Origin of the sequence: Streptomyces sp. NPDC101219, from assembly GCF_044767675.1 — a bacterium.
Classification (GTDB): Bacteria; Actinomycetota; Actinomycetes; order Streptomycetales; family Streptomycetaceae; genus Streptomyces.
The window spans coordinates 206,405-233,324 of record NZ_JBIWOK010000007.1 but is presented as its reverse complement, the minus strand read 5'-3'; the positions used below and the strand labels follow the sequence as shown (position 1 = coordinate 233,324).

General features: G+C 73.2%; 26 protein-coding genes and 2 pseudogenes. 10 read left to right on the top strand and 18 right to left on the bottom strand.

All coding sequences use genetic code 11. From position 1 onward, the window contains the following. The first annotated feature begins 2 nt into the window (after nucleotides 1–2). The 5 genes and pseudogenes from ACIRPP_RS16250 (at nucleotide 3) to ACIRPP_RS16230 (ending at nucleotide 4,177) form a co-directional block, all read left to right on the top strand. A complete protein-coding gene (locus tag ACIRPP_RS16250; protein WP_403642674.1) occupies nucleotides 3–722 on the top strand; it encodes a L,D-transpeptidase in 720 nt (239 codons plus the stop codon). A 75-nt stretch (nucleotides 723–797) separates the two neighbouring features. Next, on the top strand, nucleotides 798–2,180 hold the full coding sequence (locus ACIRPP_RS16245) for a ferric reductase-like transmembrane domain-containing protein (RefSeq protein ID WP_403642671.1): 1,383 nt from the start codon (nucleotides 798–800) through the stop codon (nucleotides 2,178–2,180). A 40-nt stretch (nucleotides 2,181–2,220) separates the two neighbouring features. Continuing rightward, nucleotides 2,221–2,967: pseudogene (locus tag ACIRPP_RS16240) on the top strand (FMN-binding protein); the annotation flags it as partial. Nucleotides 2,968–3,156: 189 nt separating this feature from the next. After that, nucleotides 3,157–3,384: an FMN-binding protein gene (locus tag ACIRPP_RS16235; protein WP_403643065.1), complete on the top strand. Its 228-nt coding sequence runs from the start codon at nucleotides 3,157–3,159 to the stop codon at nucleotides 3,382–3,384. Further along, nucleotides 3,377–4,177 carry an FAD:protein FMN transferase gene (locus ACIRPP_RS16230; RefSeq protein ID WP_403642668.1) on the top strand — a complete coding sequence of 267 codons (801 nt, stop codon included), beginning with the start codon at nucleotides 3,377–3,379 and terminating at the stop codon, nucleotides 4,175–4,177. The genes ACIRPP_RS16235 and ACIRPP_RS16230 overlap by 8 nt, the downstream gene beginning before the upstream one ends. A gap of 503 nt (nucleotides 4,178–4,680) precedes the next feature. Here the strand turns inward: ACIRPP_RS16230 and ACIRPP_RS16225 are convergent. The 5 genes from ACIRPP_RS16225 to argC are packed head-to-tail and all read right to left on the bottom strand — an operon-like array spanning nucleotide 4,681 to nucleotide 9,535. After that, nucleotides 4,681–5,220, bottom strand: a complete 540-nt coding sequence (locus ACIRPP_RS16225) for an arginine repressor (protein ID WP_192230094.1) — start codon at nucleotides 5,218–5,220, stop codon at nucleotides 4,681–4,683. Between the two features lie 7 nt (nucleotides 5,221–5,227). After that, complete coding sequence (locus ACIRPP_RS16220; RefSeq protein ID WP_403642665.1) at nucleotides 5,228–6,436, bottom strand: acetylornithine transaminase; 1,209 nt, start codon at nucleotides 6,434–6,436, stop codon at nucleotides 5,228–5,230. Next, on the bottom strand, nucleotides 6,433–7,362 hold the full coding sequence (gene argB, locus ACIRPP_RS16215; RefSeq protein ID WP_403642662.1) for an acetylglutamate kinase: 930 nt from the start codon (nucleotides 7,360–7,362) through the stop codon (nucleotides 6,433–6,435). The genes ACIRPP_RS16220 and argB overlap by 4 nt, the downstream gene beginning before the upstream one ends. Continuing rightward, nucleotides 7,359–8,510 (bottom strand): bifunctional glutamate N-acetyltransferase/amino-acid acetyltransferase ArgJ, encoded by a 1,152-nt coding sequence (gene argJ, locus ACIRPP_RS16210; RefSeq protein ID WP_403642659.1) that lies wholly within the window; start codon nucleotides 8,508–8,510, stop codon nucleotides 7,359–7,361. The genes argB and argJ overlap by 4 nt, the downstream gene beginning before the upstream one ends. Further along, complete coding sequence (gene argC, locus ACIRPP_RS16205) at nucleotides 8,507–9,535, bottom strand: N-acetyl-gamma-glutamyl-phosphate reductase (RefSeq protein ID WP_403642656.1); 1,029 nt, start codon at nucleotides 9,533–9,535, stop codon at nucleotides 8,507–8,509. Before argC ends, argJ begins: the two co-directional genes overlap by 4 nt. Nucleotides 9,536–9,711: 176 nt before the next feature. Between argC and ACIRPP_RS16200 the strand changes: the two genes are divergently transcribed. Next, a complete protein-coding gene (locus tag ACIRPP_RS16200) occupies nucleotides 9,712–10,152 on the top strand; it encodes a DUF6314 family protein (RefSeq protein WP_403642653.1) in 441 nt (146 codons plus the stop codon). On the opposite strand, the gene ACIRPP_RS16195 is transcribed toward ACIRPP_RS16200, so the two are convergent. Beyond that, complete coding sequence (locus ACIRPP_RS16195; protein WP_403642650.1) at nucleotides 10,134–10,727, bottom strand: histidine phosphatase family protein; 594 nt, start codon at nucleotides 10,725–10,727, stop codon at nucleotides 10,134–10,136. The genes ACIRPP_RS16200 and ACIRPP_RS16195 overlap by 19 nt on opposite strands. Nucleotides 10,728–10,920: 193 nt before the next feature. Here ACIRPP_RS16195 and ACIRPP_RS16190 point away from each other — a divergent pair. Beyond that, nucleotides 10,921–11,218, top strand: a pseudogene (locus tag ACIRPP_RS16190) (EamA family transporter); the annotation flags it as partial. A 109-nt stretch (nucleotides 11,219–11,327) separates the two neighbouring features. After that, the gene (locus ACIRPP_RS16185) at nucleotides 11,328–11,525 is read left to right on the top strand and encodes a DUF1918 domain-containing protein (RefSeq protein WP_403642647.1); all 198 of its coding nucleotides are present in this window, start codon (nucleotides 11,328–11,330) and stop codon (nucleotides 11,523–11,525) included. Nucleotides 11,526–11,539: 14 nt separating this feature from the next. On the opposite strand, the gene ACIRPP_RS16180 is transcribed toward ACIRPP_RS16185, so the two are convergent. Continuing rightward, nucleotides 11,540–12,799, bottom strand: a complete 1,260-nt coding sequence (locus tag ACIRPP_RS16180) for a glycoside hydrolase family 10 protein (protein WP_403642644.1) — start codon at nucleotides 12,797–12,799, stop codon at nucleotides 11,540–11,542. A 152-nt stretch (nucleotides 12,800–12,951) separates the two neighbouring features. Between ACIRPP_RS16180 and ACIRPP_RS16175 the strand changes: the two genes are divergently transcribed. After that, nucleotides 12,952–13,845, top strand: a complete 894-nt coding sequence (locus ACIRPP_RS16175) for a 3-hydroxybutyryl-CoA dehydrogenase (protein WP_164334095.1) — start codon at nucleotides 12,952–12,954, stop codon at nucleotides 13,843–13,845. A 134-nt stretch (nucleotides 13,846–13,979) separates the two neighbouring features. On the opposite strand, the gene ACIRPP_RS16170 is transcribed toward ACIRPP_RS16175, so the two are convergent. From ACIRPP_RS16170 to infC, 10 genes are all read right to left on the bottom strand, one after another. Then, nucleotides 13,980–14,525, bottom strand: coding sequence for an NUDIX hydrolase (locus ACIRPP_RS16170; RefSeq protein WP_403642640.1), 546 nt, complete (start codon nucleotides 14,523–14,525; stop codon nucleotides 13,980–13,982). Nucleotides 14,526–14,687: 162 nt separating this feature from the next. Next, nucleotides 14,688–16,028 carry a transcriptional regulator gene (locus ACIRPP_RS16165; protein WP_403642637.1) on the bottom strand — a complete coding sequence of 447 codons (1,341 nt, stop codon included), beginning with the start codon at nucleotides 16,026–16,028 and terminating at the stop codon, nucleotides 14,688–14,690. A 290-nt stretch (nucleotides 16,029–16,318) separates the two neighbouring features. Beyond that, nucleotides 16,319–17,527: a PP2C family protein-serine/threonine phosphatase gene (locus ACIRPP_RS16160; RefSeq protein WP_403642633.1), complete on the bottom strand. Its 1,209-nt coding sequence runs from the start codon at nucleotides 17,525–17,527 to the stop codon at nucleotides 16,319–16,321. A gap of 202 nt (nucleotides 17,528–17,729) precedes the next feature. Beyond that, a complete protein-coding gene (pheT, locus tag ACIRPP_RS16155; protein ID WP_403642631.1) occupies nucleotides 17,730–20,243 on the bottom strand; it encodes a phenylalanine--tRNA ligase subunit beta in 2,514 nt (837 codons plus the stop codon). Beyond that, on the bottom strand, nucleotides 20,243–21,364 hold the full coding sequence (gene pheS, locus ACIRPP_RS16150; RefSeq protein WP_403642629.1) for a phenylalanine--tRNA ligase subunit alpha: 1,122 nt from the start codon (nucleotides 21,362–21,364) through the stop codon (nucleotides 20,243–20,245). Before pheS ends, pheT begins: the two co-directional genes overlap by 1 nt. A gap of 180 nt (nucleotides 21,365–21,544) precedes the next feature. After that, complete coding sequence (locus tag ACIRPP_RS16145) at nucleotides 21,545–22,711, bottom strand: ATP-binding protein (protein WP_403642626.1); 1,167 nt, start codon at nucleotides 22,709–22,711, stop codon at nucleotides 21,545–21,547. 54 nt (nucleotides 22,712–22,765) lie between these two features. Then, nucleotides 22,766–23,626 carry a TrmH family RNA methyltransferase gene (locus tag ACIRPP_RS16140; RefSeq protein WP_403642624.1) on the bottom strand — a complete coding sequence of 287 codons (861 nt, stop codon included), beginning with the start codon at nucleotides 23,624–23,626 and terminating at the stop codon, nucleotides 22,766–22,768. Nucleotides 23,627–23,872: 246 nt separating this feature from the next. Beyond that, nucleotides 23,873–24,256 (bottom strand): 50S ribosomal protein L20, encoded by a 384-nt coding sequence (rplT, locus tag ACIRPP_RS16135; RefSeq protein ID WP_033531708.1) that lies wholly within the window; start codon nucleotides 24,254–24,256, stop codon nucleotides 23,873–23,875. A 103-nt stretch (nucleotides 24,257–24,359) separates the two neighbouring features. Continuing rightward, nucleotides 24,360–24,554: a 50S ribosomal protein L35 gene (gene rpmI, locus ACIRPP_RS16130; protein ID WP_015661694.1), complete on the bottom strand. Its 195-nt coding sequence runs from the start codon at nucleotides 24,552–24,554 to the stop codon at nucleotides 24,360–24,362. A 110-nt stretch (nucleotides 24,555–24,664) separates the two neighbouring features. Continuing rightward, nucleotides 24,665–25,333 (bottom strand): translation initiation factor IF-3, encoded by a 669-nt coding sequence (infC, locus tag ACIRPP_RS16125; protein WP_164349974.1) that lies wholly within the window; start codon nucleotides 25,331–25,333, stop codon nucleotides 24,665–24,667. 369 nt (nucleotides 25,334–25,702) lie between these two features. On the opposite strand from infC, the gene ACIRPP_RS16120 reads away from it, so the two are divergent. Further along, a complete protein-coding gene (locus tag ACIRPP_RS16120; RefSeq protein ID WP_403642618.1) occupies nucleotides 25,703–26,083 on the top strand; it encodes a DUF1844 domain-containing protein in 381 nt (126 codons plus the stop codon). Here the strand turns inward: ACIRPP_RS16120 and ACIRPP_RS16115 are convergent. Continuing rightward, on the bottom strand, nucleotides 26,074–26,856 hold the full coding sequence (locus ACIRPP_RS16115; RefSeq protein ID WP_403642615.1) for an SseB family protein: 783 nt from the start codon (nucleotides 26,854–26,856) through the stop codon (nucleotides 26,074–26,076). The two genes, ACIRPP_RS16120 and ACIRPP_RS16115, sit on opposite strands and share 10 nt — an antisense overlap. Nucleotides 26,857–26,920 lie beyond the last annotated feature (64 nt).

Sequence of the window (26,920 nt, the reverse complement as noted above, 5' to 3'; positions counted from 1 at the left end):
CCATGCGCCCAGGTGCCGCCCCCGCCGCCGTCCTGCTCTGCCTCTCCCTCCTCGCGCTCGGCGCGGGCCGCCCGCCCGCCGGAGGGCCGGCCGCCGCACCGCTGCCGGACCGGATGGCGGACACCGGGGGCGGCACCCAGCTCATCACCGCGGTGGCCCCGGACACCTCCTCCACGTCCGGCACGCTCACCTGGTGGGACCGCCGGGACGGCCGCTGGGTGGCGGCCGGTTCCGCCCCGGCCCGCTTCGGGGCCAACGGGCTGGCCGAGGGCACCACCCGCCGCCAGGGCACCAGCACCACACCCACCGGCCTGTACCGGCTGCCGTACGCCTTCGGCATCCGCCCGGCACCGGCCGGGACCACGTACTCCTACCGGCCGGTGCGCGAGGACTCCTGGTGGTGCCAGGACAACGCCTCCCGCCACTACAACCGCTGGAGCGAACCCCGGGCCGCCGACTGCCGGGCCGCCGAGGCCGAACACCTGATCACCTACCGCGAGCAGTACGCGCACGCCCTCGTCGTCGGCTTCAACTACCGCGAGCCGGTACGCGGCCGGGGCGCCGGAATCTTCCTGCACGTCAACGGGAGCGGGGCCACCGCGGGGTGCGTGTCCGTGCCCGCGGAGGCCATGCGGCGGATCCTGCGCTGGGCCGAACCCGGGCGGCGCCCGCACCTGGCGATCGGCACCCGGGACGGGGCCACCGCGATCACCCGCCACTGACCTCGAAACAGGCTGAACGCTGCAGCGTCACGGCACGTATCTGTGGGCCAAGGGCCAAGTCCCCACGGAGGAACCGTGACCACCACGCTCGCCGGCGGCCGTGCCGCCCGCCGCCAGACGATGCGCCGCATCCGCCCGCGCCGCTCCCCCGCCGTGCCCCTGCTGCTCGCCGTGGGGGCGGGCGCGGTGGCCGTGCTGTGGCTGTGGTGGACGAACACCCCGTCCATCGCGGACACCACCGGCCGGGTGGTCGCCGCCGGCCGGATCACCGGCCTGCTCGCCGGCTACCTGATGGCCCTCGTGGTCCTGCAGATGGCGCGGGTGCCCGCCCTGGAACGCCGGGTCGGCTCCGACCGGGTCGCGCGCTGGCACGCCATGAGCGGCCGCTACACCGTCAGCCTGGTCATCGCCCACGTCTTCCTCATCATGTGGGGCTACGCCCTCCAGGCGGGCAAGACGCTCGGCGACATCGTCCAGCAGACGATCACCTCGGTGAACGAGCTGCCGGACATGGGCAAGGCGGCCATCGGCACCGGCCTGCTGTTCGTGATCGCCTTCATCTCGATCGGCCCGGTCCGGCGCCGGCTGCCGTACGACGGCTGGTACCACGTGCACCTGCTCACCTACGCGGCGGTGTACCTGACGTTCTGGCACCAGATCACCACCGGCAACGAGTTCGCCGTCGAACCGACCGCGAAGACGTTCTGGTACGGGCTCTACGGCACCGTGACCGCACTGGTCCTCTGGTACCGCGTGATCACCCCCGTCCGGCTGAACCTGCGGCACCGCATGCGGGTCGCGGCGGTCATCGAGGAGACCCCGGGCATCACGTCGGTGCTGATCAGCGGGCGCAGGCTGCACCGGATGGGCGCGGAGGCGGGCCAGTTCTTCCGCTGGCGCTTCCTGGCGCCGGGCATGCGGTTCAGCTCCCACCCGTACTCGCTGTCGGCGGCCCCCCGCCCCGACATGCTGCGCATCACCGTCAAGGCGATCGGCGACCACAGCTCCCGGCTCCGCGAACTGGAGCCCGGCACCCGGGTCTGGGCGGAGGGCCCCTACGGCGCCCTCACCGCGCAGCGCCGCAGCCGCGGCAAGGTGCTGCTGGTGGCGGGCGGCGTGGGCATCACCCCCATGCGGGCGCTGTTCGAGACCCTGCCCGGCGCGGCGGGGGACATCACCCTGCTGTACCGGGCGAACACCACCCAGGACCTGGCCCTGTGGGGTGAGCTGGCCAAGATCGCCGACGAGCGCGGCGCGCGCCTGATGTACGCGGTGAACAGCCCGGAGGGCGAGCGGCCCGACATCTCCGCGGAGAGCCTGCAGCGCAAGATCCCGGACATCGACCACCACGACGTCTTCATGTGCGGTCCGCCCGGATTCGCGCAGTCGGTCTACGAGGCACTGCGCGGCGCGGGGGTCCCCGCTCGCCGTATCCACCACGAGTCGTTCGAGATGTGAGCGACGGGCCGTCCACACCCCTTCAGGAGCTTGGAAAACGATGAGGAAGTCTCACCCCGTCCGGCGTGTCGTGCTGGCCACCGCCGCCACCGTCTCGGGCATCGTGCTGCTGCTGTCGCTGAAGCCCGGCTCCGACCCGGGCTCGGCCGACGCGGCCGGCGGCGCGGTCCCGCCCGCGGCGGCGCAGTCCCCGCAGGGCGGGGCCCGGGCCATCGGGGACGGCACGGTCACCGGCAACGCGGAGCAGACCCAGTACGGCGCGGTCCAGGTCCGGCTGACCGTGAGCGACGGCAAGATCACCAAGGCCGAGGCGGTGCAGGCCCCCAAGGGCGGCCAGAGCGACCAGATCACCGCCAACGCCGTACCCAAGCTGAACCAGGCCGCCGTCGCGGCGCAGAGCGCCGACATCGACAGCGTGTCCGGGGCGACCTACACCAGCGACGGCTACAAGAAGTCGCTGCAGTCCGCGCTCGACAAGGCGGCGAAGTCGGCGGCCGGGTCCGGGCAGGGCGGCGGCGCGCAGGCCCGCACGGTCACCGGTGACGCCGCCCAGACCCAGTACGGCGCCGTGCAGGTCCGCATCACCGTCGCCGACGGGAAGATCACCAAGGCGGAGGCGGTCCAGGCCCCCAAGGGCGGCCAGAGCGACCAGATCACCGCCAACGCCGTACCCAAGCTGAACCAGGCCGCGGTGGCCGCCGGGACCGCCGACATCGACGCCGTCTCCGGGGCCACCTACACCAGCACCGGCTACAAGAAGTCCCTCCAGTCCGCGCTCGACAAGGCGAAGAAGGAGGCGCCCCCGGCGTCCTCAGGCTCCTCGGACGCGTCGGGCTCGTCGGGCGGCGGCGCGGGCTCCTCGGGCTCGGACGGGGCGTCCGGCTCGGACGGTGCGGGGAAGCAGCAGGGCGGCGGGGCGAAGGCCCTGGAGAACGGCACCTTCACCGGGGACGCCGAGAAGACCCAGTACGGGACGGTGCAGGTCCGCATCACCGTAGCCGGCGGGAAGATCACCAGGGCCGAGGCGGTGCAGGCGCCCAAGGGCGGGCAGAGCGACCAGGTCACCTTCAACTCCGTGCCCCGTCTGAACCAGGCCGTCGTCGAGGCCGGGAGCGCCGACATCGACGCCGTCTCCGGGGCCACCTACACCAGCGCCGGCTACAAGAAGTCCCTCCAGTCGGCCCTGGACCAGGCCGGTGGCTGAGACGGTGACCGGGTCGGCACAGGCTCCCGCCGCGGTACGTCACGTGGAGGAGACGATGGGGACCGTCTTCTCCTTCGACGTCCGCGGCGGGCAACCCGACGCCGTGCGGGAGGCGTTGGCGGACGCGGTGGCCGGACTGCACCGCGTCGACGAGGTGTTCAGCACCTACCGCGACGACAGCCAGATCTCCCGGCTCGCGCGCGGTGAACTCACCGTCGAGGAGTGCGATCCCGAGGTCGCGGAGGTCCTCGCGCTGGCGGAGGAGGCGGAACGGCTCAGCGGGGGCTGGTTCAGCCCCCGCTACCGGGGCCGGCTCGACCCGACCGGCATCGTCAAGGGCTGGGCCACCGAGCGGGCCGCGCGAGCCCTCGCCGAGGCGGGGGCCGCGGGCGTGAACGTCAACGGGGGCGGCGACGTCCAGCTCCTCGGCGCGCCCGGGCCGGAGCGGCCCTGGCGGGTGGGCGTGTCCGACCCGGTACGGCCCGGCGGACTCGCGGCGGTGGTGTCCGCGGCGGGAGTGGACGAACTGGCCGTGGCGACCTCGGGCACGTCCGAGCGGGGCGACCACATCGTCGACCCGCGCACGGGGCGCTCCGCGGTGACCGACCTGGTCGCGGTGACGGTCGTCGCCCCGAGTCTTACCTGGGCGGACTGCTGGGCCACCGCGGCGTTCGCGATGGGCTCGCGGGCCGGGCTCGCCTGGCTGGAGTCGCTGCCGGGGGTGGAGGCGCTGCTCATCACTGCGGGGGACGAGGTGCGTTGTACGGCGGGGTTGGCGGGGAGGCTGGGGTGAGGTGGCCTGCGGGGCGTGGGCGGGTTTTGCGCAGTTCCCCGCGCCCCTGAGGAGCGGGGGCTGCTAGTCGTGGTGACCTGCGGGTCGTGGTGGGTCTTGCGCAGTTCCCCGCGCCCCTGGGCAGCGGGGCGCTGCCGGCCGTGGCGTCCTGCGGGTCGTGGTGGGTCTTGCGCAGTTCCCCGCGCCCCTGGGCAGCGGGGCGCTGGCGGCCGTGGCGACCCTGCGGACCGTGGGCGGTTGTCGCGGAGTTCCCCGCGCCCCTGGGGAGCGGGCGCTGCCGGTCGTGGTTCTGGGATCCGCGGGGGATGTGCCTTCCCCTGCCCCGCCCAAGGGGCGCGGGGAACTGCGCGAACAGCCAGAGCCGACCCGCACGTCACCACCCACCGAACCACCCACCCCCCTCAGGGGCGCGGGGAACTGCGCGAACCGCCGCAGCCGACCCGCAGGTCGCGACCGACGTAGCGGCCGGGGCAGCGCCGTCTTCCGCCTGACCCGCGGAGCGCTCAGTGGCCGTTCTGCGCCAGCCGCAGCAGATGGTCGGCCAGCGCCTGACCCCCCGTCGCCTCCCGGCTGATCAGCAGCAGCGTGTCGTCGCCGGCGATCGTGCCGAGGATGTCGTGGAGTTCGGCCTGGTCGATGGCCGAGGCCAGGAACTGGGCGGCGCCCGGCGGGGTGCGCAGGACCACGAGGTTGGCGGAGGCCTCCGCGGAGATCAGCAGCTCCGCCGAGAGCCTGCGCATCCGCTCCTCCTTCGCCGACTCCCCCAGCGGCGCGCGCGGCGTGCGGAAGCCGCCCTCGCTGGGCACCGCGTAGATGAGGTCGCCGTCGGTGTTGCGGATCTTCACCGCGTTCAGCTCGTCCAGGTCCCGGCTGAGCGTCGCCTGGGTGACGGTCAGCCCGTCGTCGGCGAGCAGCTTCGCCAGCTGGCTCTGGCTGCGCACGGGCTGCCGGTTGAGGATGTCCACGATCCGGCGGTGGCGTGCGGTGCGGGTCTGCGGTACGGCAGGCCCGGCGTGCGGTGCGTGGTCCCGCTCCTGGCTCATCGTCGTCTCATTCTCCGGATCGTCCTTCCCCGCCCGCCGGGTGGCCGGCCTCGTCCAGGATGCCGGGGAGTGCCCCGAGGAAGGCGTCCACCGCGTCGTCCGCGAGGGTGAGCGGCGGCATGAGCCGTACGACATCGGGGGCGGGCGCGTTCACCAGGAATCCGGCGTCCTGAGCCGCCTGTTGCGCCTGCGGCGCGAGCGGCTCGGTGAGCACGATACCCAGGAGGAGCCCGGCGCCCCGGACATGGTCGACGAGCGGGTGGCCGAGCGCCTCGATGCCGGCGCGGAGCCGTTCGCCCTGGCGCTTGACGTTCTCCAGTAGTCCGTCGCGCTCGATGGCCTCCAGGACGGCGAGGGCGGCGGCGCAGACGACGGGGTTGCCGCCGAAGGTGGTGCCGTGCCCGCCCGGTGCGAGGAGGTCGGCGGCCCGGCCGAAGGCGACGGTGGCGCCGAGCGGCAGTCCGCCGCCGAGGCCCTTGGCGAGGGTGACGACGTCGGGCAGGACGCCGTCGTGCGCCTGGTACTCGAACCAGGTGCCGGTGCGGCCGATGCCGGTCTGCACCTCGTCGAGGACGAGCAGCGCGCCGGTGGCGGCGGTGATGGCGCGGGCGGCCTTGAGGTAGCCGGGCGGCGGGACGACGACGCCGTTCTCGCCCTGGATCGGCTCGATGATCACCATGGCGGTGTCCTCGGTGACCGCGGCGGCCAGGGCCTGGGCGTCTCCGTAGGGGACGTGGGTGACGTCGCCGGGCAGCGGCAGGAACGGGTCCCGCTTGCCGGGCTGGCCGGTGAGGGCGAGGGCGCCCATGGTGCGGCCGTGGAAGGCTCCGTCGGTGGCGACGACGTGGCCGCGTCCGGTCATGCGGCCGATCTTGAAGGCGGCCTCGTTGGCCTCGGCGCCGGAGTTGCAGAAGTAGACCTTGCCGTCGCGGCCGAAGAGCTGCAGCAGCCGTTCGGCGAGGGCGACGGGCGGCTCGGCGACGTAGAGGTTGGAGATGTGGCCGAGGGTGGCGATCTGCGCGGTGACGGCCTCGACGACGGCGGGGTGGGCGTGGCCGAGCGCGTTGACGGCGATGCCGCCGACGAAGTCCGTGTAGGCGGTGCCGTCGGCGTCCCACACGGTGGCGCCCTCGCCGCGGACCAGGGGCAGGCGCGGCGTGCCGTAGTTGTTCATCAGCGCGCCCTGCCAGCGCGCCGTCAGTTCCTCGTTGCTCACGACTCCCCCTGGGTGACCGGTGTGTCCGGTGTGTCGTCGGGCACGACCATGGTGCCGATGCCCTCGTCGGTGAAGATCTCCAGCAGGATCGAGTGCTGGACCCGGCCGTCGATGACGCGGGCGGTGGTGACGCCGTTGCGCACGGCGTGCAGGCAGCCCTCCATCTTCGGCACCATGCCGGAGGAGAGCTCCGGCAGGAGTTTTTCCAGCTGGGACGCGGTGAGGCGGCTGATCACCTCGTCGGAGTGCGGCCAGTCCTCGTAGAGGCCCTCGACGTCGGTGAGGACCATGAGAGTCTCGGCGTCGAGCGCCGCAGCGAGTGCCGCAGCCGCCGTATCAGCATTGACGTTGTAGACATGTCCGTCGTCCTGGGAGCGGGCGATCGAGGAGACGACCGGGATGCGGCCGTCGGCGAGCAGCGCCTGGACGGCGCCGGTGTCGAGCTCGGTGATCTCGCCGACGCGGCCGATGTCGACACGTTCGCCGTCGATCTCGGGCCGGTGCCGGGTGGCGGTGATGGTGTGGGCGTCCTCGCCGGTGAGGCCGACGGCGAACGGGCCGTGCTGGTTGAGCAGCCCGACGAGTTCGCGCTGGACCTGGCCGGCCAGCACCATGCGGACGACGTCCATGGCGTCCTCGGTGGTGACGCGCAGCCCGGCCTTGAACTCGCTGACGATGCCGTGCCGGTCGAGGGCGGCGCTGATCTGCGGGCCGCCGCCGTGCACGACGACGGGCTTGAGTCCGGCGTGCCGCAGGAAGACGACGTCCTGGGCGAAGGCGGCCTTGAGGTCCTCGTCGACCATGGCGTTGCCGCCGAACTTGATGACGACGGTCTTGCCGTGGTGCCGGGTCAGCCAGGGCAGCGCCTCGATGAGGATCTGCGCCTTGGGCAGCGCGGTGTGCTTCCGCGTGGGTGTGTCGCTCATGAGGAGTAGGCGCTGTTCTCGTGGACGTAGTCGGCGGTGAGGTCGTTGGTCCAGATGGTGGCGGTGGCGTCGCCGGCGCCGAGGTCGGCGACGATGTGCACCTCGCGGTAGCGCATGTCGACCTTCTCGCGGTCCTCGCCGACGCCGCCGTTCTTGCACACCCAGACGCCGTTGATGGCGACGTTCAGTGCGTCGGGCTCGAAGGCGGCCTGCGTGGTGCCGATCGCGGAGAGCACCCGGCCCCAGTTGGGGTCCTCGCCGTGGATCGCGCACTTGAGGAGGTTGTTGCGGGCGATGGAGCGGCCCACCTCCACGGCGTCGTCCTCGGTGGCGGCATGGACCACCTCGACCCTGATGTCCTTGCTGGCGCCCTCGGCGTCGCGGATCAGCTGCTGCCCGAGGTCGTCGCAGACGGCCCGTACGGCCTCGGCGAAGGTGCCGTACTCGGGGGTGACGCCGGAGGCGCCGGAGGCGAGCAGCAGCACGGTGTCGTTGGTGGACATGCAGCCGTCGGAGTCGACCCGGTCGAAGGTGACCCGGGTGGCGTCGCGCAGGGCGCGGTCCAGGCTCTCGGCGTCGAGGTCGGCGTCGGTGGTGAGGACGACGAGCATGGTGGCGAGGCCGGGGGCGAGCATGCCGGCGCCCTTGGCCATGCCGCCGACGGTCCAGCCGTCGCGGGTGACGACGGACGTCTTGTGGACGGTGTCGGTGGTCTTGATGGCGATGGCGGCCTTCTCGCCGCCGTGCTCGGTGAGCTGGCCGGCGGCGGTCTCGACGCCGGGGAGCAGCTTGTCCATGGGGAGCAGGACGCCGATGAGTCCGGTGGAGCAGACGGCGATCTCGCCGGCGCCGGTGCCGAGGACCTCGGCGGCCTTCTCGGCGGTGGCGTGGGTGTCCTGGAAGCCCTTGGGTCCGGTGCAGGCGTTGGCCCCGCCGGAGTTGAGGACGACGGCGGTCAACTGCCCGCTCTTGAGGACCTGTTCGGACCAGAGCACCGGGGCGGCCTTGACGCGGTTGGAGGTGAAGACACCGGCGGCGGCGCGGCGGGGACCGTTGTTGACCACGAGGGCCAGGTCGGGGTTGCCGTTCTCCTTGATCCCGGCGGCGATGCCCGCCGCCGTGAATCCCTTCGCTGCCGTCACACTCACGGCGCAACTCCGATCGTCGTCAGCCCGGTGGTCTCGTCGAGACCCAGGGCGATGTTCATGCTCTGGACGGCACCGCCGGCGGTGCCCTTGGTCAGGTTGTCGATCGCGGCGATGGCGATGATGCGTCCCGCGTCGGCGTCGTGGGCGACCTGCACGGCCACGGTGTTGGAGCCGTACACGGAGGCCGTGGCCGGCCACTGGCCCTCGGGCAGCAGGTCGACGAAGGGTTCGTCGGCGTAGGCCTTCTCGTAGGCTGCCCGCACGGCGTCCGCGCCGACGCCGGGCCTGGCCGCGGCGGTGCAGGTGGCGAGGATGCCGCGGGGCATCGGCGCGAGGGTCGGCGTGAAGGAGACGGTGACCCGCTCCCCCGCCGCGGCGGAGAGGTTCTGGATCATCTCCGGGGTGTGCCGGTGGCCGCCTCCGACGCCGTAGGGCGACATGGAGCCCATGACCTCGCTGCCCAGCAGGTGCGGCTTGAGCGCCTTGCCGGCGCCGGACGTGCCGGAGGCGGCGACGATCACCGCCTCGGCCTCGGCGAGTCCGGCCGCGTAGGCCGGGTAGAGGGCGAGCGAGACGGCCGTTGGGTAGCAACCGGGCACCGCGATGCGCCTGGACCCCTCCAGCGCGGCGCGGCGGCCCGGCAGTTCGGGCAGGCCGTAGGGCCAGGTGCCGGCGTGCGGGGAGCCGTAGAAGCGTTCCCAGTCGGCGGCGTCGGAGAGCCGGAAGTCGGCTCCCATGTCGATCACGAGCACGTCGGGGCCGAGCTGCTCGGCGACGGCGGCGGACTGCCCGTGCGGCAGGGCGAGGAAGACCACGTCGTGCCCGGCGAGGACCTCCGCGGTCGTCGGCTCCAGGATCCGTCCGGCCAGCGGTCGCAGGTGCGGCTGCAGCGCACCGAGCGGCTGCCCGGCGTTGGAGTTGCCGGTCAGGGCGCCGATCTCGACCCCGGGGTGGGCCAGGAGCAGACGCAGCAGTTCCCCGCCCGCATATCCGCTCGCCCCGGCCACTGCCACTCGTACCGTCATGGAACCTCCTCCTGAGAGGCATGACTATACGCTTGCCCGCAGTTTTATGCAACGAAATGCGGGAGGCACAGCCGCACGGCAGTGCGACGCCGGGGCGCGCACACCGACCCCTCCAGGGCCCGGCACCGGGGCCCGCGCCCGGTCGCGGCAGGATGGTGCGCGGGAAGGAGGACCGCATGGAGGAGTTCTGGCCGGTGCCGGACGTGCTGGCGTTCCTGCGGGGGACGTGGCGGGTGGAGCGGGTCGTGCGGGACATGGCGAGCGGGGAGACCGGCACGTTCGCCGGGACCACCGCCTTCCTGCCGGATCCGGCGGGCGGGCTGCGGCACGAGGAGGCCGGCGCGTTCACCTGGCGCGGGGAGACCCGCCCGGCCGAGCGGACGCTGCACTTCCTGCCGGGGCCGCACGGCACCGCCGACGTGCGGTTCGCCGACGGCCGCCCGTTCCATCACCTGGATCTGACCGCGGGACGGCACCTGGCCGACCACCCCTGCTCGGCGGATCTCTACCGGGGCGAGTTCACCGTGCGCGATGCGGACCACTGGCGGACCGTGTGGCGGGTGCGCGGCCCCGCCAAGGACCTGGAGCTCACCACCGGCTACGCGCGCAGCGGCTGAACGGACACCGGGTCCAGGCGCAGGCTCCAGCGGCCCGCCCGTCCGGCGACGGTGGTCGTCGACAGGGAGCGGACGTCGATGCTCCAGTACGTCGCGGGCGGCGCATTCAGCACGTACACCAGGGCGGCCCGGATGACGGAGGGCTCGGCCACCGCGACGACCCGGCACCCGTCCTCGGCGGGCCGGGTGTCCAGCCAGCCGCCGACGCGGGCGATGAAGTCGAGCAGCGACTCCCCGCCGTGGGCGGTCGAGCGCGGGTCGGCGAGCCAGGCGTCCACGGCCTCCGGTTCCCGCGCCATGGCCTCGCCCAGGCTCATCCCCCGCCAGCGGCCCATGTCGCAGTCGCGCAGGGCGAGCTGCACGAGGGGGGCGTAGCCGAGGCCGTCGCCCGTGGCCCGGCTGCGCGGGTTCGGGGAGCAGTAGCGCAGGTCGGACGCGGCGAGCGGGAGCAGTTCGTGAGCCACGCGCTGCACTTCGTGCCAGCCGGCCTGGCCCAGGGGCCGGTCGTCCTGGAAACGCTCGGTGAGCAGCGAGGAGCTCCCCGCGGCGGCGACGAACGTGACCCGGACTGCCATGCCGCGATGGTCGGCCCGGGAAGTCGGCAGGTCAAGGGGCACAGCCCGGCCGTCACCCCAGGTGACAGCGACCGTACCCACCGGTCAGGACCTGTCGGGCAAAAGCCCCGAAAGTGCTGGTGGGCGCCGTGGTGCCGGCCGTTCGGGCGCGAGGGCCGTCGGCGGGGCGGGCCGGTCCGGTGGCCGGAAATCGCCGCTGACGGTCCCGGTGGCCGCGCTGGCGCCGGCGCACGAGCCCGTCCGGCTCACGGCGCACAGCGTGACCGGGCTGCTGTGGGTGGCCGCCGGTTCGCAGTTCCTGGGGCTGGTCCTCTGGTACCGGGGCATGGCCGTGATCGGCATCCCGCGGGCCAGCCGGCTGCAACTGGCGCAGCCGCTGCTGACCCTGGTGGTCGGTACTGCTGCTGGGCGAGCACCTGCCGGTGGCCGCGCCGCTGACGGCGGCGGCGGTGCTGGTGTGCATCGCCGTCACCCGGCGGGCGCGCGGGTGAGGGCCGTACCGCCTCGCGCAAGCGGCGTCCGGCCCGCTGCCGGGCGGCGGTCCCGGCCGTAGACTCGTCAGGACGGAACGCTGCTCCCGCACGTGATGAGGAGAGACCGATGCGCGCAACCGTGGGCGACCAGCTTGTCCAGCACGGCAGGGTGGTCGGTCAGCACGACAAGGTCGGCGAGATCGTCGAAGTGATGGGTCCGGAGGGCAGCCCGCCCTACCGGGTGCGCTTCGAGGACGGGCACGAGACCGTGTGCTCGCCCGGGCCCGACTCCGAGATCCGGCACAGGGTGCACCACCAGCACTAGGCTCTTTCGTTTGATCAGGCCGGGGGGTCCGCCGGCCGGCCGTAGTGGTCGGCGACCACCCGGGCCATCGCCCCGGCCGGGTCCGCCGCCACCTCCCGCGCGGCGAAGTACACGTGCCCGCGTGCCTCCGGGTGGCGGGCGGCGAGCGTGAGGTGCCGGGACAGTTCGGCCGGGTCCTGCCAGGCCGCGGGCTGGGCCGGATCGCCGGCCTTGTACAGCGCCTCGCCCACGTACAGGCGGGTGCCGGTACCGCGGACGGTCTCGGCCCACCAGGGGAGCAGCTTCGCGTAGTCGGCCGCGGGAAAGCCGATGTTCCAGTACAGCTGCGGGCAGATGTAGTCGATCCAGTTCTCGCGCGCCCACCGGCGCGTGTCCGCGTACAGGTCGTCGTAGGTCTGCACGCCCGCGGTGGTGTCCGAGCCGAGGGGGTCGGTCCCGGCGTTGCGCCACACGCCGAACGGGCTGATGCCGAACCGGGTGCCGGGCCGGATCTGCTTGATCCCGGCCGCCGTCTCACGCACCAGCCGGTCGATGTTGTCCCGCCGCCAGGCGGCCCGGGTCGGGAAGCCGCCGCCGTGGGCGTCGTAGGCGGCGGTGTCGTCGAAGATCTGGCCCGGGACGGGATACGGGTAGAAGTAGTCGTCGAAGTGCACCGCGTCGACCGGGTAGCGGCGCACCGCGTCGAGCATCGCCTCCCGGACGAACGCCCGGACCTCGGGCAGCCCCGGGTTGTAGTAGAGCCGCCCCCCGTACCGCACGACCCAGCCGGGGTGGCGGCGGGCGGGGTGCGAGGGCAGCAGCCGGCCGGGATCGGCGTGCAGGGCGACGCGGTAGGGGTTGAACCAGGCGTGCAGTTCCAGTCCCCGGGCGTGGGCCTCCTCGACGGCCGTGCCCAGCGGGTCCCAGCCGGGATCCCCGCCCTGGGTGCCGGTGAGGTACTGCGACCAGGGCTCGTGGGGCGAGGGCCACAGGGCGTCGGCGGTGGGCCGTACCTGGAGGATCACCGTGTTCAGCCGCCGGCGCACGGCGGTGTCGAGGTGGGCGATCAGCTCCGCCCGCTGGCGTGCGGCGCTCAGTCCCGGCGCGGAGGGCCAGTCGCGGTTGCTCACGGTCGCGACCCAGACGCCTCGCATCTCCCCGCCGGCGGCGCCGCCCCGCTCCGGCCCCGCGGCGGGCGCCGGCTCCCGCCGGCCGCGCGCCGTCGACGCCTCCGGCAGCATGGTCAGCACGGACAGTGCCGCCGCCGCGAACGTCCTGCGTGACACTTGTCGCATACGTACGCCCCGAAAACACAGCGGATCCGCCGGTCGCGGACCGTTCAGTGCCCCAGGATGCCCGACCCCGGCGATCGATCATCGATACCTCGGAGTAACGTGCACGAACGGAGCAGGCACCGGGACCCGGCAACCTGCCACCGCCATAACGGATGAGTCGCCCGAACAAGAGCGAAAGGGACGATGTGACCGACATCGAACGCGTCGGAGTGGTGGGCTGCGGTCAGATGGGCGCGGGAATCGCCGAGGTGTGCGCCCGGGCCGGCCTGGACGTGATGGTCGCCGAGACGACCGGCGAGGCCCTGGAGTTCGGCCGCACCCGGCTGTTCACCTCCCTGTCGAAGGCGGCCGAGCGCGGCAAGATCACCGAGGAGGAGCTGGAGGCCACGCAGGCCCGGCTGACCTTCACCACGGACCTCGGCGAGTTCGCCGACCGTGACCTGGTGATCGAGGCCGTCGTGGAGAACGAGCAGGTGAAGACCGAGATCTTCCAGGTGCTCGACCAGGTGGTGACCCGCCCGGACGCGATCCTCGCCTCCAACACCTCCTCCATCCCGCTGGTGAAGCTGGCGGTGTCCACCGCGCGGCCCGACCACGTGATCGGCATCCACTTCTTCAACCCGGCCCCGGTGCAGCGGCTGGTCGAGCTGATCCCGGCGCTGACCACGTCCGAGGGCACCCTCGGCCGCGCCCAGCTGTTCACCGAGAAGGTGCTGGGCAAGCACGCCATCCGCGCCCAGGACCGCTCCGGTTTCGTGGTGAACGCGCTGCTGATCCCCTACCTGCTCTCCGCGATCCGGATGTTCGAGTCCGGCATCGCCAGCCGTGAGGACATCGACAACGGCATGGAGATGGGCTGCGCCCACCCGATGGGCCCGCTGAAGCTGTCGGACCTGATCGGCCTGGACACGGTCGCCTCGGTCGCGTACTCGATGTACGAGGAGTACAAGGAGCCGCTGTACGCCGCTCCTCCGCTGCTCCAGCGCATGGTCGACGCGGGGCGCCTGGGCCGTAAGACCGGCTCGGGCTTCTACACCTACGACTGATCCTCCCGCCCTACGACTGACCCTCCCGCCCGGCGCGGGGAGCCTGCCCGCCGCCCCCGGGGTCCGGCACCGCGTGCATCCGGTGCCGGACCCCGGGGCGGCTGCGCCGTCGGCGCGTGCTGGGCCGGCCGCCGTCAGGGCATGGCGTCGTGGCCCAGGCGGAGGTGGTGCAGCAGCAGTAACGCCGCCGCCATCGAGCCGCCGGGGACCTCCCCGTGGGCGACCAGGTCGGGGACCAGTTTGAGGGGCACCCACTCACGGCGGTCCGACTCGAAGTCGTCGACGGGGTGGCCGACGTACTCGCCCTCGTCGGCCCAGTAGACGTGGTGCCGGGCGTCGGTGAGGCCGTTGGACGGCTCCACGGTCAGCAGGTGGCGCAGCGGGCCGGGCCGCCAGCCCGTCTCCTCCTCCAGTTCCCGCGCCGCGGCCCCGGCCACCTCCTCGCCGTCCTCGACGACGCCCGCCGCCAGCTCCCACCCCCAGCTGTCGGTGATGAAGCGGTGGCGCCAGAGGAGGAGGACCTCGTTGGCCTCGTTCACCACGGTGGCGACGGCGACGGGCCGCAGCCGAATGAGGAAGTGGTCGAGGTGCCGGCCGTCCGGGAGTTCGACGTCCGCGAGATTCACCTGGAACCAGCGGTTGGCATACACAGTTTTTTCGTTCTGCTTCGTCCACTGCACGGTTCTGCCACCTTCCGATGAGTAAGGGGCAATATCGCAGCAGGAACAACCCGGCAGCAGGCGCACGGGTGGCCGCCCGCGATGCAGTGGACAGCGCTCGGTAGGCGCACGCAGGAGCGCGCGGGGCCGGGAACGCGTCGGCCCGGCCGTGGAGGCCCGCGCCTACAGCGGCACGCGCAGGGCCCCGTCGATGAGTTCGGCGGCTTCGTCCGTGCCGGCGCAGCCGCTGCGCACCAGGTGGTCCCGGACCGCGCGCAGGCGGTCGCGCAGGCGCTGCGACTCCATCCCGCGGGCCTGCTCGGCCATCTCCACCGCGATCGCGACCGCCCTGTCGGCGTTGCCCTGGCGCAGTTCGATGGTGCTCAGCATGGCCAGCCGGTGCACCCGGCCCCGGTCGTGCGCGGGGGTGTCCACGGCGGCCGCCGCGTGCTCCCCGGCCGCCGCCAGCTCGCCCAGGCTGAGCAGCGCCTCCGCCACCTGCACGTTGACCAGGCCGGGCTGGACATACCCGGTCTCCTCGGGTTCATGACCGCGCCGGATCCGTTCGGCGGCCTGCTCGGCGCGCCGGATGCAGGCCAACGCACTGCTGCCGTCGCCGAGATGGGCGTACGCCTTCGCCTGCATCGCGTACAGGTCGGAGGCGAGCGCGGGGGTGATGTGGGTACCTGCGGCGCGCAGCGCGGCCTCCGCGAAGGCGACGGACTGGCGGAACTCCCGCATGAACAGCGACTGGTTGACGAGCAGCGCGATGACGTACGCACCCAGTCCCCGGTCCCCGCTGGCCTTGGCGAGCCGGAGCGCCTGGTGGAAGTAGCGCTGGGCGAGGCCGTGGGCGTCGGAATCGTAGGCGCAGATGCCGGCGATGGCGACCAACCCGCCGGTGGCGCGGTGCAGTTGACGGCCGGTGGAGTCGGTGTAGCTGCCGCGCAGCAGCGGCGCCGCCTCGGCGTTGAGGAAGCCGACGATGCGGGCGCGGGTCGCCACTCCCCCGGCCTTGCGGTACAGCTGCTCGTAGTGCGCGCGGGCCGCCCGCAGCATGGACAGGTCGCCGGCCGTGACCCGGTGGCGGCCGCCGCGGGAGACGTCCACGTCCTCGGGCGGGTTCTCCCACTCCCACACGGGCATGACCGCGGGCGTGCCCGTGACGGCAGGGGCGCCCATCAGATGGGGGCGCTGCTGCTGGTCGGACCGCCACAGCGCGGTGGCCCGCTCCACGAACCCGGACAGCGAACCGGTGTGCGGGGCGGACGGTTCGCCGGGGACGCCGAGACCGACGTCGTCGAGGGTGACGGGGCGGTGCAGCCGCCGGGCGAGCACCTCGCAGATCAGGTCGGGCACCTGGCCCCGGGGGCGCTGGCCCTTCAACCAGCGGGCCACCGCGGTGTGTTCGTATCTCAGGGACAGTCCCCGCGTGCGGCCCGCCTGGTTGACGTGGGCGGCCAGGCCCGCGTGGGAGATCCCCGCTTCGTCCAGGATCGCGTCGAGCAGAGTGTTGGGCTGCATGTCGGGCCCCCCGGTGACTCAGTGCCGGACAGAGTAGTGGCACCGCGTTCACACGGGGTGTGAACCGAGTGCTCGAATCCGTAGGGTGTGCGCGCTGTCGCGGAGAGTTTCCGGCCGCTTGACTGAAGGGCCTCGAAAGAGGCCGGCCGGGCCGTCGGCTCCCCCTCGTACAGTGCGACGGCCCGATCCCGCCGTCCGCCCAGCTGCCTGCCCGACATTCCGTGGCGGGGCGGACGGCGTACGGCCCTGTCCCGGACCGCGCGCGGCGGCACGGTACGCGGCACGGCCGCTCACGGCGCGGGGCGGTGCCCGGGCGAGGCGACGTCGCGGGGAGGCGGGCGCGGGCCCGACAGGTGGTGCGGCTTGCTCAGGTCCGCCGCGCACCCGGCGCGGTGCGCGGGCTGCGGCGGGCGTTCGCTGGTGAGGACGAGCAGGGCCACGTCGTCCTGGGGCGGCCCGCCGGTGTGAAGCATCAGCGCCGTCAGGACGGTACGCAGGACGCCCTGCGGGGTGAGCGGGGTGTCGCGGGCGGCGTCGGCGAGGACCCGCTCCAGCGGGAAGAACCGGCCGTCGGCGTCACGGGCGTCCTCGGCGCCGTCGGTGTGCAGCACGACGGCGGTGCCGGGGAGCAGTGGCGGGCAGCGGACGGCCGGCAGCTCGGGCGGCAGGGGGAAGAGGCCGAGCGGCGGCAGCGGGTCGGTCCGGGCGAGTGCTTCGACGCCTGTGCCGCTCAGCAGTCGGGGCCAGGGGTGGCCGCAGTTGAGGGCCCGGGTGGTGCCGTCGGGGAGGATCTCCAGCAGCAGGACGGTGACGAAGTCCTCGTCGGGCGGGTCTGCGTGGCCCGGGGCGGCGGGTTCCTCCCCCGTCCGGGCCCGGATGCGGCGGGCCATCGCCCGCTCCAGCCGGCGCAGCACTCCGGCCAGGTCCCGCTCGTCGTGGGCCGCCTCGCGGAAGCAGCCGAGGACGGTGGCGGCGGTCCCGGCGGCGTCGGGTCCGTGTCCGCGCACGTCGCCGATGACGGCGCGCACGCCGTGTTCGGTGGCGACCACCTCGTAGAGGTCGCCACCGATCCGGGCCGCGGTGTCGGCGGACAGCTGGATCGCGGCGACGGCCAGTCCGTCGACGCGGGGCGGGGGCGGCCGCAGCAGCACGCTGTGCGCGGCCTCGGTCGCCCGGCGGGCCCGGCGCAGTTCCCGCAGCAGGGTGCGGCGGACGTGCAGCACGATGCCGGTGCCGATGGCGCAGAGCACGGCGCTGCTGACGAGCCGGGCACTGAGCCGCTCGTCGTGGGCGAGGGGGCAGGTGAGCCGGTGGGCGACCGCGGCGGCGGCCCAGGCCGTGGGGACGCCGACCGCGAGCAGCCGACTCCCCCGGGTCGTCTCCGGGGTACGGGTGGCCGGGAACCGGCCGGGGCGGCGACGACGGGGCGCGCGGACGGGCACCCGTGTGGTGGTCGGGGTCCGTCCCCTGCGGGGCACCCCAGCCTTGAAGCGGATCATGCAGCCGGCCCCCCAGATAGGCCTCTGACAGCGCGCGGACCGGCCCCGTGAGGCCGGTCCGATTCTGTCGACCGCTGCACCGCATCCGGACGTATCACCCGGAATTGTCACCCGAATGAGTGAGGTGACCGGGGGGAGGGAGCAGAAGGGGCGCACATGCTCCCGAGGCAAGCCCCGGGTGCACGCGCGCCCCCCGGTGCGCTCAGGCGCGCAGGACCGCTCCGGTGCGCTCGCCCGCCAGGGCGACCGCCGACTCCCGGGCCGCCGACGCCTCGTCGACGGTCAGCGTCCGGTCGGCCGCGCGGAACCGCAGCGCGTACGCCAGGGACTTGCGGCCCTCGCCCAGCTGCTCGGCGTTCTCGTAGACGTCGAACAGGCGGATGGACTCCAGCAGTTCACCGGCGCCCTCGCGCAGCGCGGCCTCCACGTCGGCCGACGGCACGAACGCGTCCACGACGAGCGCGACGTCCTGCGTGGCGACCGGGAACGTGGAGATGGCCGGCGCCTGCGGGATGTCCTCGCCGGCACCCGCCACCGCGTCCAGATCCAGTTCCGCCGCGCAGGTGCGCTCGGGCAGCCCCAGGGTCTTCAGGACGCCCGGGTGCAGCTCACCGGCGTGGCCCACGACCCGCTCGGCGCCGTCGACGACGACCGCGAGCTCCGCGCAGCGGCCCGGGTGCCAGGGCCCGTACTGGCCCTTGCGGACGATCAGCTCGGCGCCGGCCTCGCGGGCGACGGTCCGGGCGGCCTCGACCGCGTCCGCCCAGTCGGCCGGGCGGCCCTTGCCCCACCAGCCGTCCCGCTCTCGGGCACCGGCGAGGACCACCGCGACGTGCCGCGGCTGCTCCGGCAGGGCGGCGTCCAGCCCGGCGAGTTCCTCGTCGGTGGGCCGCCGGTCCACGGGCAGCCGGACGGCCTTCCGCTGCTCGGCGCGCGGGTGGAAGACCAGGCCGGTCTCGAAGAGGGCCAGGTCGTGGGAGCCGCGGCCGTCGTTGCGCCGCAGCGCGCCGAGCAGACCCGGCAGCAGCGAGGTCCGCAGGGCGGGCTCCTCGTCGCTGAGCGGGTTGGTCAGCCGCACCACGCGGCGGGCGGGGTCGTCGGCGGCCAGGCCGAGCTGGTCGAAGACCTGCTCGCTGACGAACGGGTAGTTCGGCGCCTCGACGTATCCGGCGCCGGCCAGGGCCCGGCCGATGCGGCGGTGCAGCCGCTGCCGGCCGCTCAGGCCGCGCCCGGCGGGCGGCCGGGGCAGGGTGGCGGGCAGGTTCTCGTAGCCCTCCAGCCGGATGACCTCTTCGGCCAGGTCGTTGGGGTCGGTGAGGTCGGGCCGCCAGGACGGCACGGTCACGATCAGCTCGTCCTGGCCGTAGACGTCGCAGCCCACCTCCTGCAGCCGCCGGACGACCGTCTCCCGCCCGTAGGCGACGCCCGCCACCTTGTCCGGGTGGTTCGCCGGGAGGGTGATGGTGCGCGGCGCGCTGGGCGCGACGACCTCGGTGACCCCGGCCTCGGCGGTGCCGCCGGCCAGCAGCACGAGCAGGTCGACGGTGCGCTGCGCGGCAGCGGCGGCGGCCTGCGGGTCGACGCCCCGCTCGAAGCGCCGGGACGCCTCGGAGGACAGCCGGTGGCGCCGGGCGGTGCGGGCGACGGACACCGCGTCGAAGTGCGCGGCCTCGATGACCACGTCGGTCGACGCGCCGCCGCCTCCGTTGCCGTCGGCGATCTCCGTGTCGGCGCCGCCCATGACACCGGCGAGGCCGATCGGCCCGCGGTCGTCGGTGATCACCAGGTCCTCGGCGTCCAGGGTGCGTTCGACACCGTCGAGGGTGGTGAGCTTCTCGCCCGGCTCGGCGCGGCGCACCCCGATGGTGCCCTGGACCTGGGCGCGGTCGTAGGCGTGCAGCGGCTGGCCGAGCTCCATCATCACGTAGTTGGTGATGTCGACGGCCAGCGAGATCGGGCGCATGCCGACCTTCTGCAGGCGGCGCTGGAGCCAGATCGGGGAACGCGCCTCGGGGCTCAGACCGGTCACCGTGCGGGCCGTGAAGCGGTCGCAGCCGGCCGGGTCGGAGACCTTGACCGGGTAGCCGAAGGCGTTCGGGCCGGGCACGTCGAGCAGGGCCGGGTCGCGCAGCGGCAGACCGTAGGCGGTGGCGGTCTCACGGGCCACGCCGCGCAGCGACAGGCAGTAGCCGCGGTCGGGGGTGACGGCGATGTCGAGGACCTCGTCGACCAGTTCGAGCAGCTCGATGGCGTCCTTGCCGACCTCGGTCTCCGGCGGCAGCACGATGATGCCCTTGCTGCCGTCGTCGCCCATGCCCAGCTCGTCGCTGGAGCAGATCATGCCGTGCGAGACCTTGCCGTAGGTCTTGCGGGCGGAGATCGCGAAGCCGCCGGGCAGCACGGCGCCCGGGAGGACCACGACGACCTTGTCGCCAACGGCGAAGTTCCGGGCGCCGCAGACGATCTCCTGCGGTTCACCGGTGCCGTTGGCCGTTCCGACGTCGACGGTGCAGAAGCGGATCGGCTTCTTGAAGCCCTCCAGCTCCTCGATGGTCAGCACCTGACCGACGACCAGCGGGCCCTTGAGGTCGGCGCCGAGGTGCTCGACGGTCTCGACCTCGAGGCCCGCGGCGATCAGCTTGGCCTGTACGTCACGGCCGGTCTCGGTGGCCGGCAGGTCGACGTACTCCCGCAGCCAGGAAAGCGGGACCCGCATCAGATCTCCATCCCGAACGGCCGGGTGAACCGGACGTCACCCTCGACCATGTCTCGCATGTCCTCGACGTTGTGGCGGAACATCAGCATCCGCTCGATGCCGAACCCGAAGGCGAAGCCGCTGTACTTCTCGGGGTCGACGCCGCAGGCGGTGAGCACCCGCGGGTTGACCATGCCGCAGCCGCCCAGCTCGATCCAGCCCTCGCTGGAGCAGGTGCGGCAGGGACGGTCGGGGTTGCCGACGGACGCGCCCTTGCAGACGTAGCAGAGCATGTCCATCTCGGCGCTCGGCTCGGTGAAGGGGAAGAAGTTCGGCCGCAGCCGGGTCGTCATGCCCTCGCCGAACAGGGACTGCACCATGTGGTCCAGCGTGCCCTTGAGGTCCGCCATGGTGAGGCCCTCGTCGACGGCGAGGAGCTCCACCTGGTGGAAGACGGGCGTGTGGGTCGCGTCCAGCTCGTCGGTGCGGTACACGCGGCCGGGGCAGATCACGTACACCGGCAGCTCGCGGTCGAGCAGCGAGCGGATCTGCACCGGGGAGGTGTGAGTGCGCAGGACGACGCCGGACTCGGTGCCGCCCTCGGGGCCCTGCACGAAGAAGGTGTCGTGCTCGCCGCGGGCGGGGTGGTCGGGGCCGATGTTGAGGGCGTCGAAGTTGAACCACTCGGCCTCGACCTGCGGACCCTCGGCCACCTCGTAGCCCATGGCCACGAAGATGTCCTCGATGCGCTCCGACAGGGTGGTCAGCGGGTGCCGGGCACCCGGGGCCGTCCGGTCGTAGGGCAGCGTGACGTCCACGGACTCCTCGACCAGGACGCGGGCGTCCCGCTCGGCCTCCAGCTCGGCCTGGCGGGCGGCGAGGCCCTTGTTCACGGCACCGCGCGCCTGGCCCACCCGCTTGCCGGCCTCGGCCTTGGCGTGCGGGGGCAGGGCGCCGATCTCGCGGTTGGCGAGGGCCAGCGGGGAGGCGGGGCCGGTGTGGGCGACCTTGGCCTCGTGGAGCGCGTCCAGGGAGTCCGCGGCGGCGAAGGCGGCGAGCGCCTCGTCCCGCATGCGCTCGATCTCTTCCGGTTTCAACGCCTCGACCTCGACAGGGTCGTACGACTTATTGGGTGCCGACATCTCTTCCCGTACTTCCGATTTGTCCCCCAGTTGCCACTGGGAGGTGCCCCCGGGGCTGATGGTCCCCGCCACCGGCTCGTGCACGACACGTCCTGGCGCGGGGACACAAAGGTGCCAAGGGTCGAGTCTAACGGGGCGGGGATGGACGAAGGCGCCCGTGGGGGTCCGGGCCCGCCACTCCTAGCGCGCGGTGCGCGGCAGGTCGCGGGCGAAGGCCGGGGCCCCCACGGGCAACGTAAATCGGAACTGAGCACCGCCGGCGCGGGCCCGCCCGACCGTGATGGTGCCGCCGTGGGCCTCGACGATGCCCTTGACGATGTACAGCCCGAGTCCGGTGCCGCCGCGCTTGCTGCCCCGCCAGAAGCGGGTGAAGACGCGGTTCATGGAGTCCTCCGGGATGCCGGGGCCCTCGTCGCTCACCGTGACCGACGTGGCCGCGTGCTCGCCGTGCTCCGGTTCTCGCGGGGACGGCGCGGGCGTGAGGTCAATGGTGACCGTTCCCTCGCCGTGGCGCACGGCATTTTCCAGCAGGTTGCTCAGCACCTGGTCGATCTTGTCCGGGTCCGCCCACAGGTCGGGCAGCGGGTGCTGGATGCGCAGCAGGAACCGGTCGGCGGGCTGTCCGGCGGCCACGTACGCCTGGATGTGGCGGCCGACGGCGGCGCCGATGTCGACGGGCTGGCGGCGCACCTCCAGGCGGCCGGAGTCGATGCGCGATATGTCGAGCAGTTCGGCGATGAGCCGGGTGACCCGGTCGGCGTCCGCGTCGACGGTCTCCAGCATGAGCCGCTTCTGGTCGTCGGTGAACCGCTCCCACTTCCTGAGCAGGGTGGCGGTGAAGCCCTTGACGGAGGTGAGCGGGGAGCGCAGTTCGTGGGCGACGGTGGCGATCAGCTCGGCGTGGCTGCGCTCGGTGCGGCGGCGGGCCTCGGTGTCGCGCAGGGTCACGACGAGGCGGCGCAGCGGTCCGGTGGGCCGGGTGCGGACGTAGCGGGCGGCGACCAGGACCTCCCGACCGCCGGGCAGCAGCAGGTTGCGTTCGGGCTGGCCGTTGCGGATGGCGAGGCCGCCGTACGGGTCGGTGAGCTGCCACCAGTGGCGGCCCTCGAGGTCCTGTAAGGGCAGCGCGCTCTCGATGCGCCGGCCGAGGGCCTGTTCGGCGGGGAGGGCGGCGATGCGGACGGCGGCCCGGTTGAAGCAGATCACCCGTCCGTGTTCGTCGGCGACGACGAGTCCGTCGGGCAGCTGGTCGGGGTCGATGCCGAGGTCGCCGAGATCACCGGGCCGGGGGGCGGGCGGTCGCGCCACCTGACGTGATCCCGGTGCGCTGCCCGTGCCGACGCTCATCCCCGTACCCCGCCTCTCGACTTGCCTTGGGGGCTCTCCGAGCTGGTCACCCTACTAGTTCCCGGTGACGGAGCGGCACCCTCCGGCGGCGCGCTGTGCACGCGCCGACGCGTAGAGACATACGGCGGCGGCGGTGGCGAGGTTCAGACTCTCGGCCTTCCCGTGGATCGGGACGCGGACGACGGCGTCGGCGAGCACCCGGGTCTCCTCGGGCAGCCCCCACGCCTCGTTGCCGAAGACCCAGGCGGTGGGGCCGCCCATGGTGCCGCGGTCGAGCTCGTCGTCGATGTCGCGGTCCCCGGCGCCGTCGGCGGCGAGCACCCGGATGCCGGCGGCGCGCAGTCCGTCGACGGCCTGCTCGACGGGCACGCCGACGGCGACGGGCAGGTGGAACAGCGAGCCGACGGAGGCGCGTACGGCCTTGGGGTTGTACAGGTCGACGGAGGCGTCGGTCAGCACGACAGCCTCGGCTCCGGCGGCGTCCGCGCTGCGCAGCACCGTGCCGGCGTTGCCGGGGTCGCGGACGTGGGCGAGGACGGCGACGAGCCGGGGCCGCGCGGCGAGGATCTCCTCGAACGGGGTGTCGAGGAACCGGCAGACGCCGACCAGCCCCTGGGGGGTGACGGTGGTGGAGATGTCGGCGACGACCTGCTCGGCGGCGAGGTGGACGCGGGCGCCGGCCTCCCGGGCGGCGCCGACGATGTCGGCGTAGCGGTCGGCAGCCTCGGCGGTGGCGAAGAGTTCGACGAGGGTGGCGGCGCCGTCGGCCCGGTGCGCGGCGGCCTCCCGTACGGCCTGGGGTCCCTCGGCGAGGAACAGCCGCTCCTTGCCCCGGAAGTTCCGCTTGGCCAGCCGCCGGGCGGCCAGCACCCGGGTGGAACGGGGGGAGATCAGCTCGGGGCCGACGGGGGGCATCTTCTTCGTCACCTTCGTGGAGTCCCGGACGCGCGGCGTCGGGGACGCTTGCGCGGGCGCGCGGCGCGGGGGCCGGGGCCGCCGTCCGGTCGGGGGCGGGGCGGGGATGGACACGCGGCTGCGCGGCAGGGGACGCGGAGCCGCCGCGGGCCCGCGTCCCGTGCCGGTGCGTCGCGCAACAGCAGGACCCGCAAGCCATGCAGCCTGCGGGTCCTTCAGTCACGTCGGCTCAGGGCCGGCGGGGCGTCACGCGGCCTTGGGCGCGTTCACGTCCGCGGGCAGGGCCTTCTGCGCGACCTCGACGAGCGCGGCGAACGCCGTCGCGTCGTTCACGGCCAGCTCGGCCAGGATCTTGCGGTCGACCTCGATGTTCGCGGCCTTCAGACCCTGGATGAAGCGGTTGTACGTGATGCCGTTGGCGCGGGCAGCGGCGTTGATGCGCTGGATCCACAGCTGGCGGAAGTCACCCTTGCGCTTCTTGCGGTCGTTGTAGTTGTAGACCAGCGAGTGGGTGACCTGCTCCTTGGCCTTGCGGTACAGGCGCGAGCGCTGACCGCGGTAGCCGGAGGCCTGCTCGAGGATCGCCCGGCGCTTCTTGTGGGCGTTGACTGCCCGCTTGACGCGTGCCACTTGTTAACTCCTTGTAGCGGGGCCGCGGTTGTCGCTCACACGGCCCGAAATCGATTGGGTCCCGGTCCTGACTGTCGGACGGCGCCTGCGGGGCGCCGACGCGTCACTTGCCGAGAAGCTTCTTGATCTTCTTGGCGTCGCCCGGGGCCATCTCGGCGTTGCCGGTGAGGCGACGCGTCACACGGGACGACTTGTGCTCGAGCAGGTGGCGCTTGCCGGCGCGCTCGCGGAGCACCTTGCCGGAGCCGGTGACCTTGAAGCGCTTGCTGGCACCGCTGTGCGACTTGTTCTTCGGCATAGCGCCGTTCTCTCCTCGTCGGTGGCGCTCCGATGCCCGGTCACGAAAACCGGGCACGGTGGAGCGTCGTACTTGTTTCGGTTGCTTCCTGGGGCTCGCGCCCCGGGGAGTCACGCCTCGGCAGGCTCCTCGGCCGCCACGGCGGCCTCGGACTCCGCGGCATTCTGCGACTTGCCGGGGTTGGCCTTCGCGTCTGCCTTACGGGCTTCCTGCGCCTGGCGAGCCTCGGCCATCGCCTCGGTCTTCTTCTTGTGCGGACCGAGGACCATGATCATGTTGCGGCCGTCCTGCTTCGGGTTCGACTCCACGAACCCGAGGTCGGCCACGTCCTCCGCGAGACGCTGCAGCAGCCGGTAGCCGAGTTCCGGCCGGGACTGCTCGCGACCACGGAACATGATCGTGATCTTGACCTTGTCGCCCTGCTTGAGGAACCGGACGACGTGACCCTTCTTGGTGTCGTAGTCGTGCGGGTCGATCTTCGGCCGGAGCTTCATCTCCTTGATGACCGTGTGCGCCTGGTTCTTGCGCGCCTCACGGGCCTTCATGGCCGACTCGTACTTGAACTTCCCGTAGTCCATGAGCTTGCACACGGGCGGACGGGCGTTCGCCGCGACCTCGACCAGGTCCAGGTCGTACTCCTGCGCAAGCTCCAGTGCCTTGGCCAGCGGGACGATGCCCACCTGCTCGCCACTGGGACCGACAAGTCGCACCTCGGGAACGCGAATCCGGTCGTTGATGCGGGGCTCGGCGCTGATGGATCCTCCTCGGTAGCACCACACGGCGGTCTGGCGGACAGCCGCGTAACGTCTGTGTTCTCTCGTGAGACCTAACCGCGCCGAAGCAACAAAAATGCCCCGGACGATCACAGGCGGGTTCCTCGAACTACCGGAACACCGCCGCGGTGACCGCGGGGCGCACTTTCGGGCGGTTCGCCGTGGAGCGGCACCGCCTGACCGGTGACCCGCCGCCCTGGGGGCGGAAGGTGGGAGTTCGAAGCCTCCACTTGTGGGCCGGGCTCGCGCGCCTGAAGGCATGCGGGTCCGACCGGTCGTTACACAAGGTTAGCAGCTCCCGGGGGGTCGCGCTAACCGCCCGGTGCGCGCCTCCTGCCGTCGGGCGGCAGGCGGGCAGCGCATATCGTGAGGGGCATGAGTGACACCCCCGCCTCGGAGACCCCCGAGACCACCCCCGACAGCCCGGACTTCGACGCCATGGCCCGCGACATCGCGGAGGTCCCGGCGGTCGAGGTGATCGTGACGGTCGCCGTGAACCTGATGAGCGCCGCCGCCGTGAAGCTGGGGCTGACCGAGGAGGGCGACCAGCACAAGGACCTCGACGAGGCACGCAAGCTGGTGCACGCGCTGGCCGGTCTGCTGGACGCGTCCACCACCGAGATCAGCTCCTTCCACGCGGCCCCGCTGCGCGACGGCCTGAAGTCGCTGCAGCTGGCGTTCCGCGAGGCCTCCCTCGTCCCGGACGAGCCGGGCCAGGGTCCGGGCGAGAAGTACACGGGCCCCCTCTACGCCTGACCGTTCGTCTCCCGCTTCGCGTGCCGGGTCCGCGTGCCGTCCCATGCCCGGACGTACAGGGGCTCGCCCGGTGGCGTCACCTCGGCCGGCAGGACGGCCAGGTCGAGGCCGCGCACCAGGCGGGCCCTCAGTGTTTCGTCGGCCGCGAGCCGCTGGGCCACGTCCCGGGCGGTGGTGGCGACGGACGCGGCCGGGTCGAGGACGAGGGCGAGGGTGCCGTCGGCCTGTCCCGGGCCGAGGTGAGCGCGCAGCACGGCGGGTTCGGCGGCGACGGCGGCGCGGACGGCGTCGGTGACCGCCGGGTCGGCCAGCGGGTCGGTCGTCGTCCGCCCCTCGGCCAGCGCGAGCAGTGCCTGGCCGGTCAGCTCGAAGGGCACCGGTCCGGCCACGTCGAGGACGACGGTGTCGGCCTTCTCGTGGGCGGCGGCCTGGAGCGCCTGGTGCAGCGGGACGGCGACGGGGCGGGCGTCCGCGTCCCAGCGGGCGAGCGCGTCGGTGGAGGTGAAGGCGGGCAGCGCGGTGCGGTTCCCGGCCTTCAGGGTGGGGACGGCCATGTCGCTCGTCTTCTCGCGCCGCAGCCCGTTCTCATCGGTCTCCACCTCCCCGAGGACGGCCACCACGGGGACCAGCAGACGGGTGCCCTCGAGGGCCTCCAGGACGGGGCCGACGGCGTCGCGGTCCTCGGCCCAGGCGGCCAGTGCCGCGCTCAGCCGGGGGTCGGCGGAGCCGTCGTCGTCGCGGTAGCCGGGGTCGGGAATGTTCTTGTTCGCCACGGTCCCCGACTGTATCGGCCGCCTGTGGCGCGCTCCGACGCGGGCGGCCGGGGGAGGGACGGTT

Excerpts from the sequence above, each read along its gene's own strand:
- argB (WP_403642662.1), bottom strand. The coding sequence starts at position 7,362 with ATGAGCGACACACCCACGCGGAAGCACACCGCGCTGCCCAAGGCGCAG.
- ACIRPP_RS16165 (WP_403642637.1), bottom strand. The coding sequence starts at position 16,028 with ATGCAGCCCAACACTCTGCTCGACGCGATCCTGGACGAAGCGGGGATC.
- pheS (WP_403642629.1), bottom strand. The coding sequence starts at position 21,364 with ATGTCGGCACCCAATAAGTCGTACGACCCTGTCGAGGTCGAGGCGTTG.
- ACIRPP_RS16195 (WP_403642650.1), bottom strand. The coding sequence starts at position 10,727 with ATGGCAGTCCGGGTCACGTTCGTCGCCGCCGCGGGGAGCTCCTCGCTG.
- rpmI (WP_015661694.1), bottom strand. The coding sequence starts at position 24,554 with ATGCCGAAGAACAAGTCGCACAGCGGTGCCAGCAAGCGCTTCAAGGTC.
- ACIRPP_RS16200 (WP_403642653.1), top strand. The coding sequence starts at position 9,712 with ATGGAGGAGTTCTGGCCGGTGCCGGACGTGCTGGCGTTCCTGCGGGGG.
- ACIRPP_RS16120 (WP_403642618.1), top strand. The coding sequence starts at position 25,703 with ATGAGTGACACCCCCGCCTCGGAGACCCCCGAGACCACCCCCGACAGC.
- ACIRPP_RS16175 (WP_164334095.1), top strand. The coding sequence starts at position 12,952 with ATGAGTCGCCCGAACAAGAGCGAAAGGGACGATGTGACCGACATCGAA.
- ACIRPP_RS16140 (WP_403642624.1), bottom strand. The coding sequence starts at position 23,626 with ATGCCCCCCGTCGGCCCCGAGCTGATCTCCCCCCGTTCCACCCGGGTG.
- ACIRPP_RS16145 (WP_403642626.1), bottom strand. The coding sequence starts at position 22,711 with ATGAGCGTCGGCACGGGCAGCGCACCGGGATCACGTCAGGTGGCGCGA.
- ACIRPP_RS16250 (WP_403642674.1), top strand. The coding sequence starts at position 3 with ATGCGCCCAGGTGCCGCCCCCGCCGCCGTCCTGCTCTGCCTCTCCCTC.
- ACIRPP_RS16185 (WP_403642647.1), top strand. The coding sequence starts at position 11,328 with ATGCGCGCAACCGTGGGCGACCAGCTTGTCCAGCACGGCAGGGTGGTC.
- ACIRPP_RS16160 (WP_403642633.1), bottom strand. The coding sequence starts at position 17,527 with ATGATCCGCTTCAAGGCTGGGGTGCCCCGCAGGGGACGGACCCCGACC.
- ACIRPP_RS16180 (WP_403642644.1), bottom strand. The coding sequence starts at position 12,799 with ATGCGACAAGTGTCACGCAGGACGTTCGCGGCGGCGGCACTGTCCGTG.
- ACIRPP_RS16225 (WP_192230094.1), bottom strand. The coding sequence starts at position 5,220 with ATGAGCCAGGAGCGGGACCACGCACCGCACGCCGGGCCTGCCGTACCG.
- argC (WP_403642656.1), bottom strand. The coding sequence starts at position 9,535 with ATGACGGTACGAGTGGCAGTGGCCGGGGCGAGCGGATATGCGGGCGGG.
- pheT (WP_403642631.1), bottom strand. The coding sequence starts at position 20,243 with ATGCGGGTCCCGCTTTCCTGGCTGCGGGAGTACGTCGACCTGCCGGCC.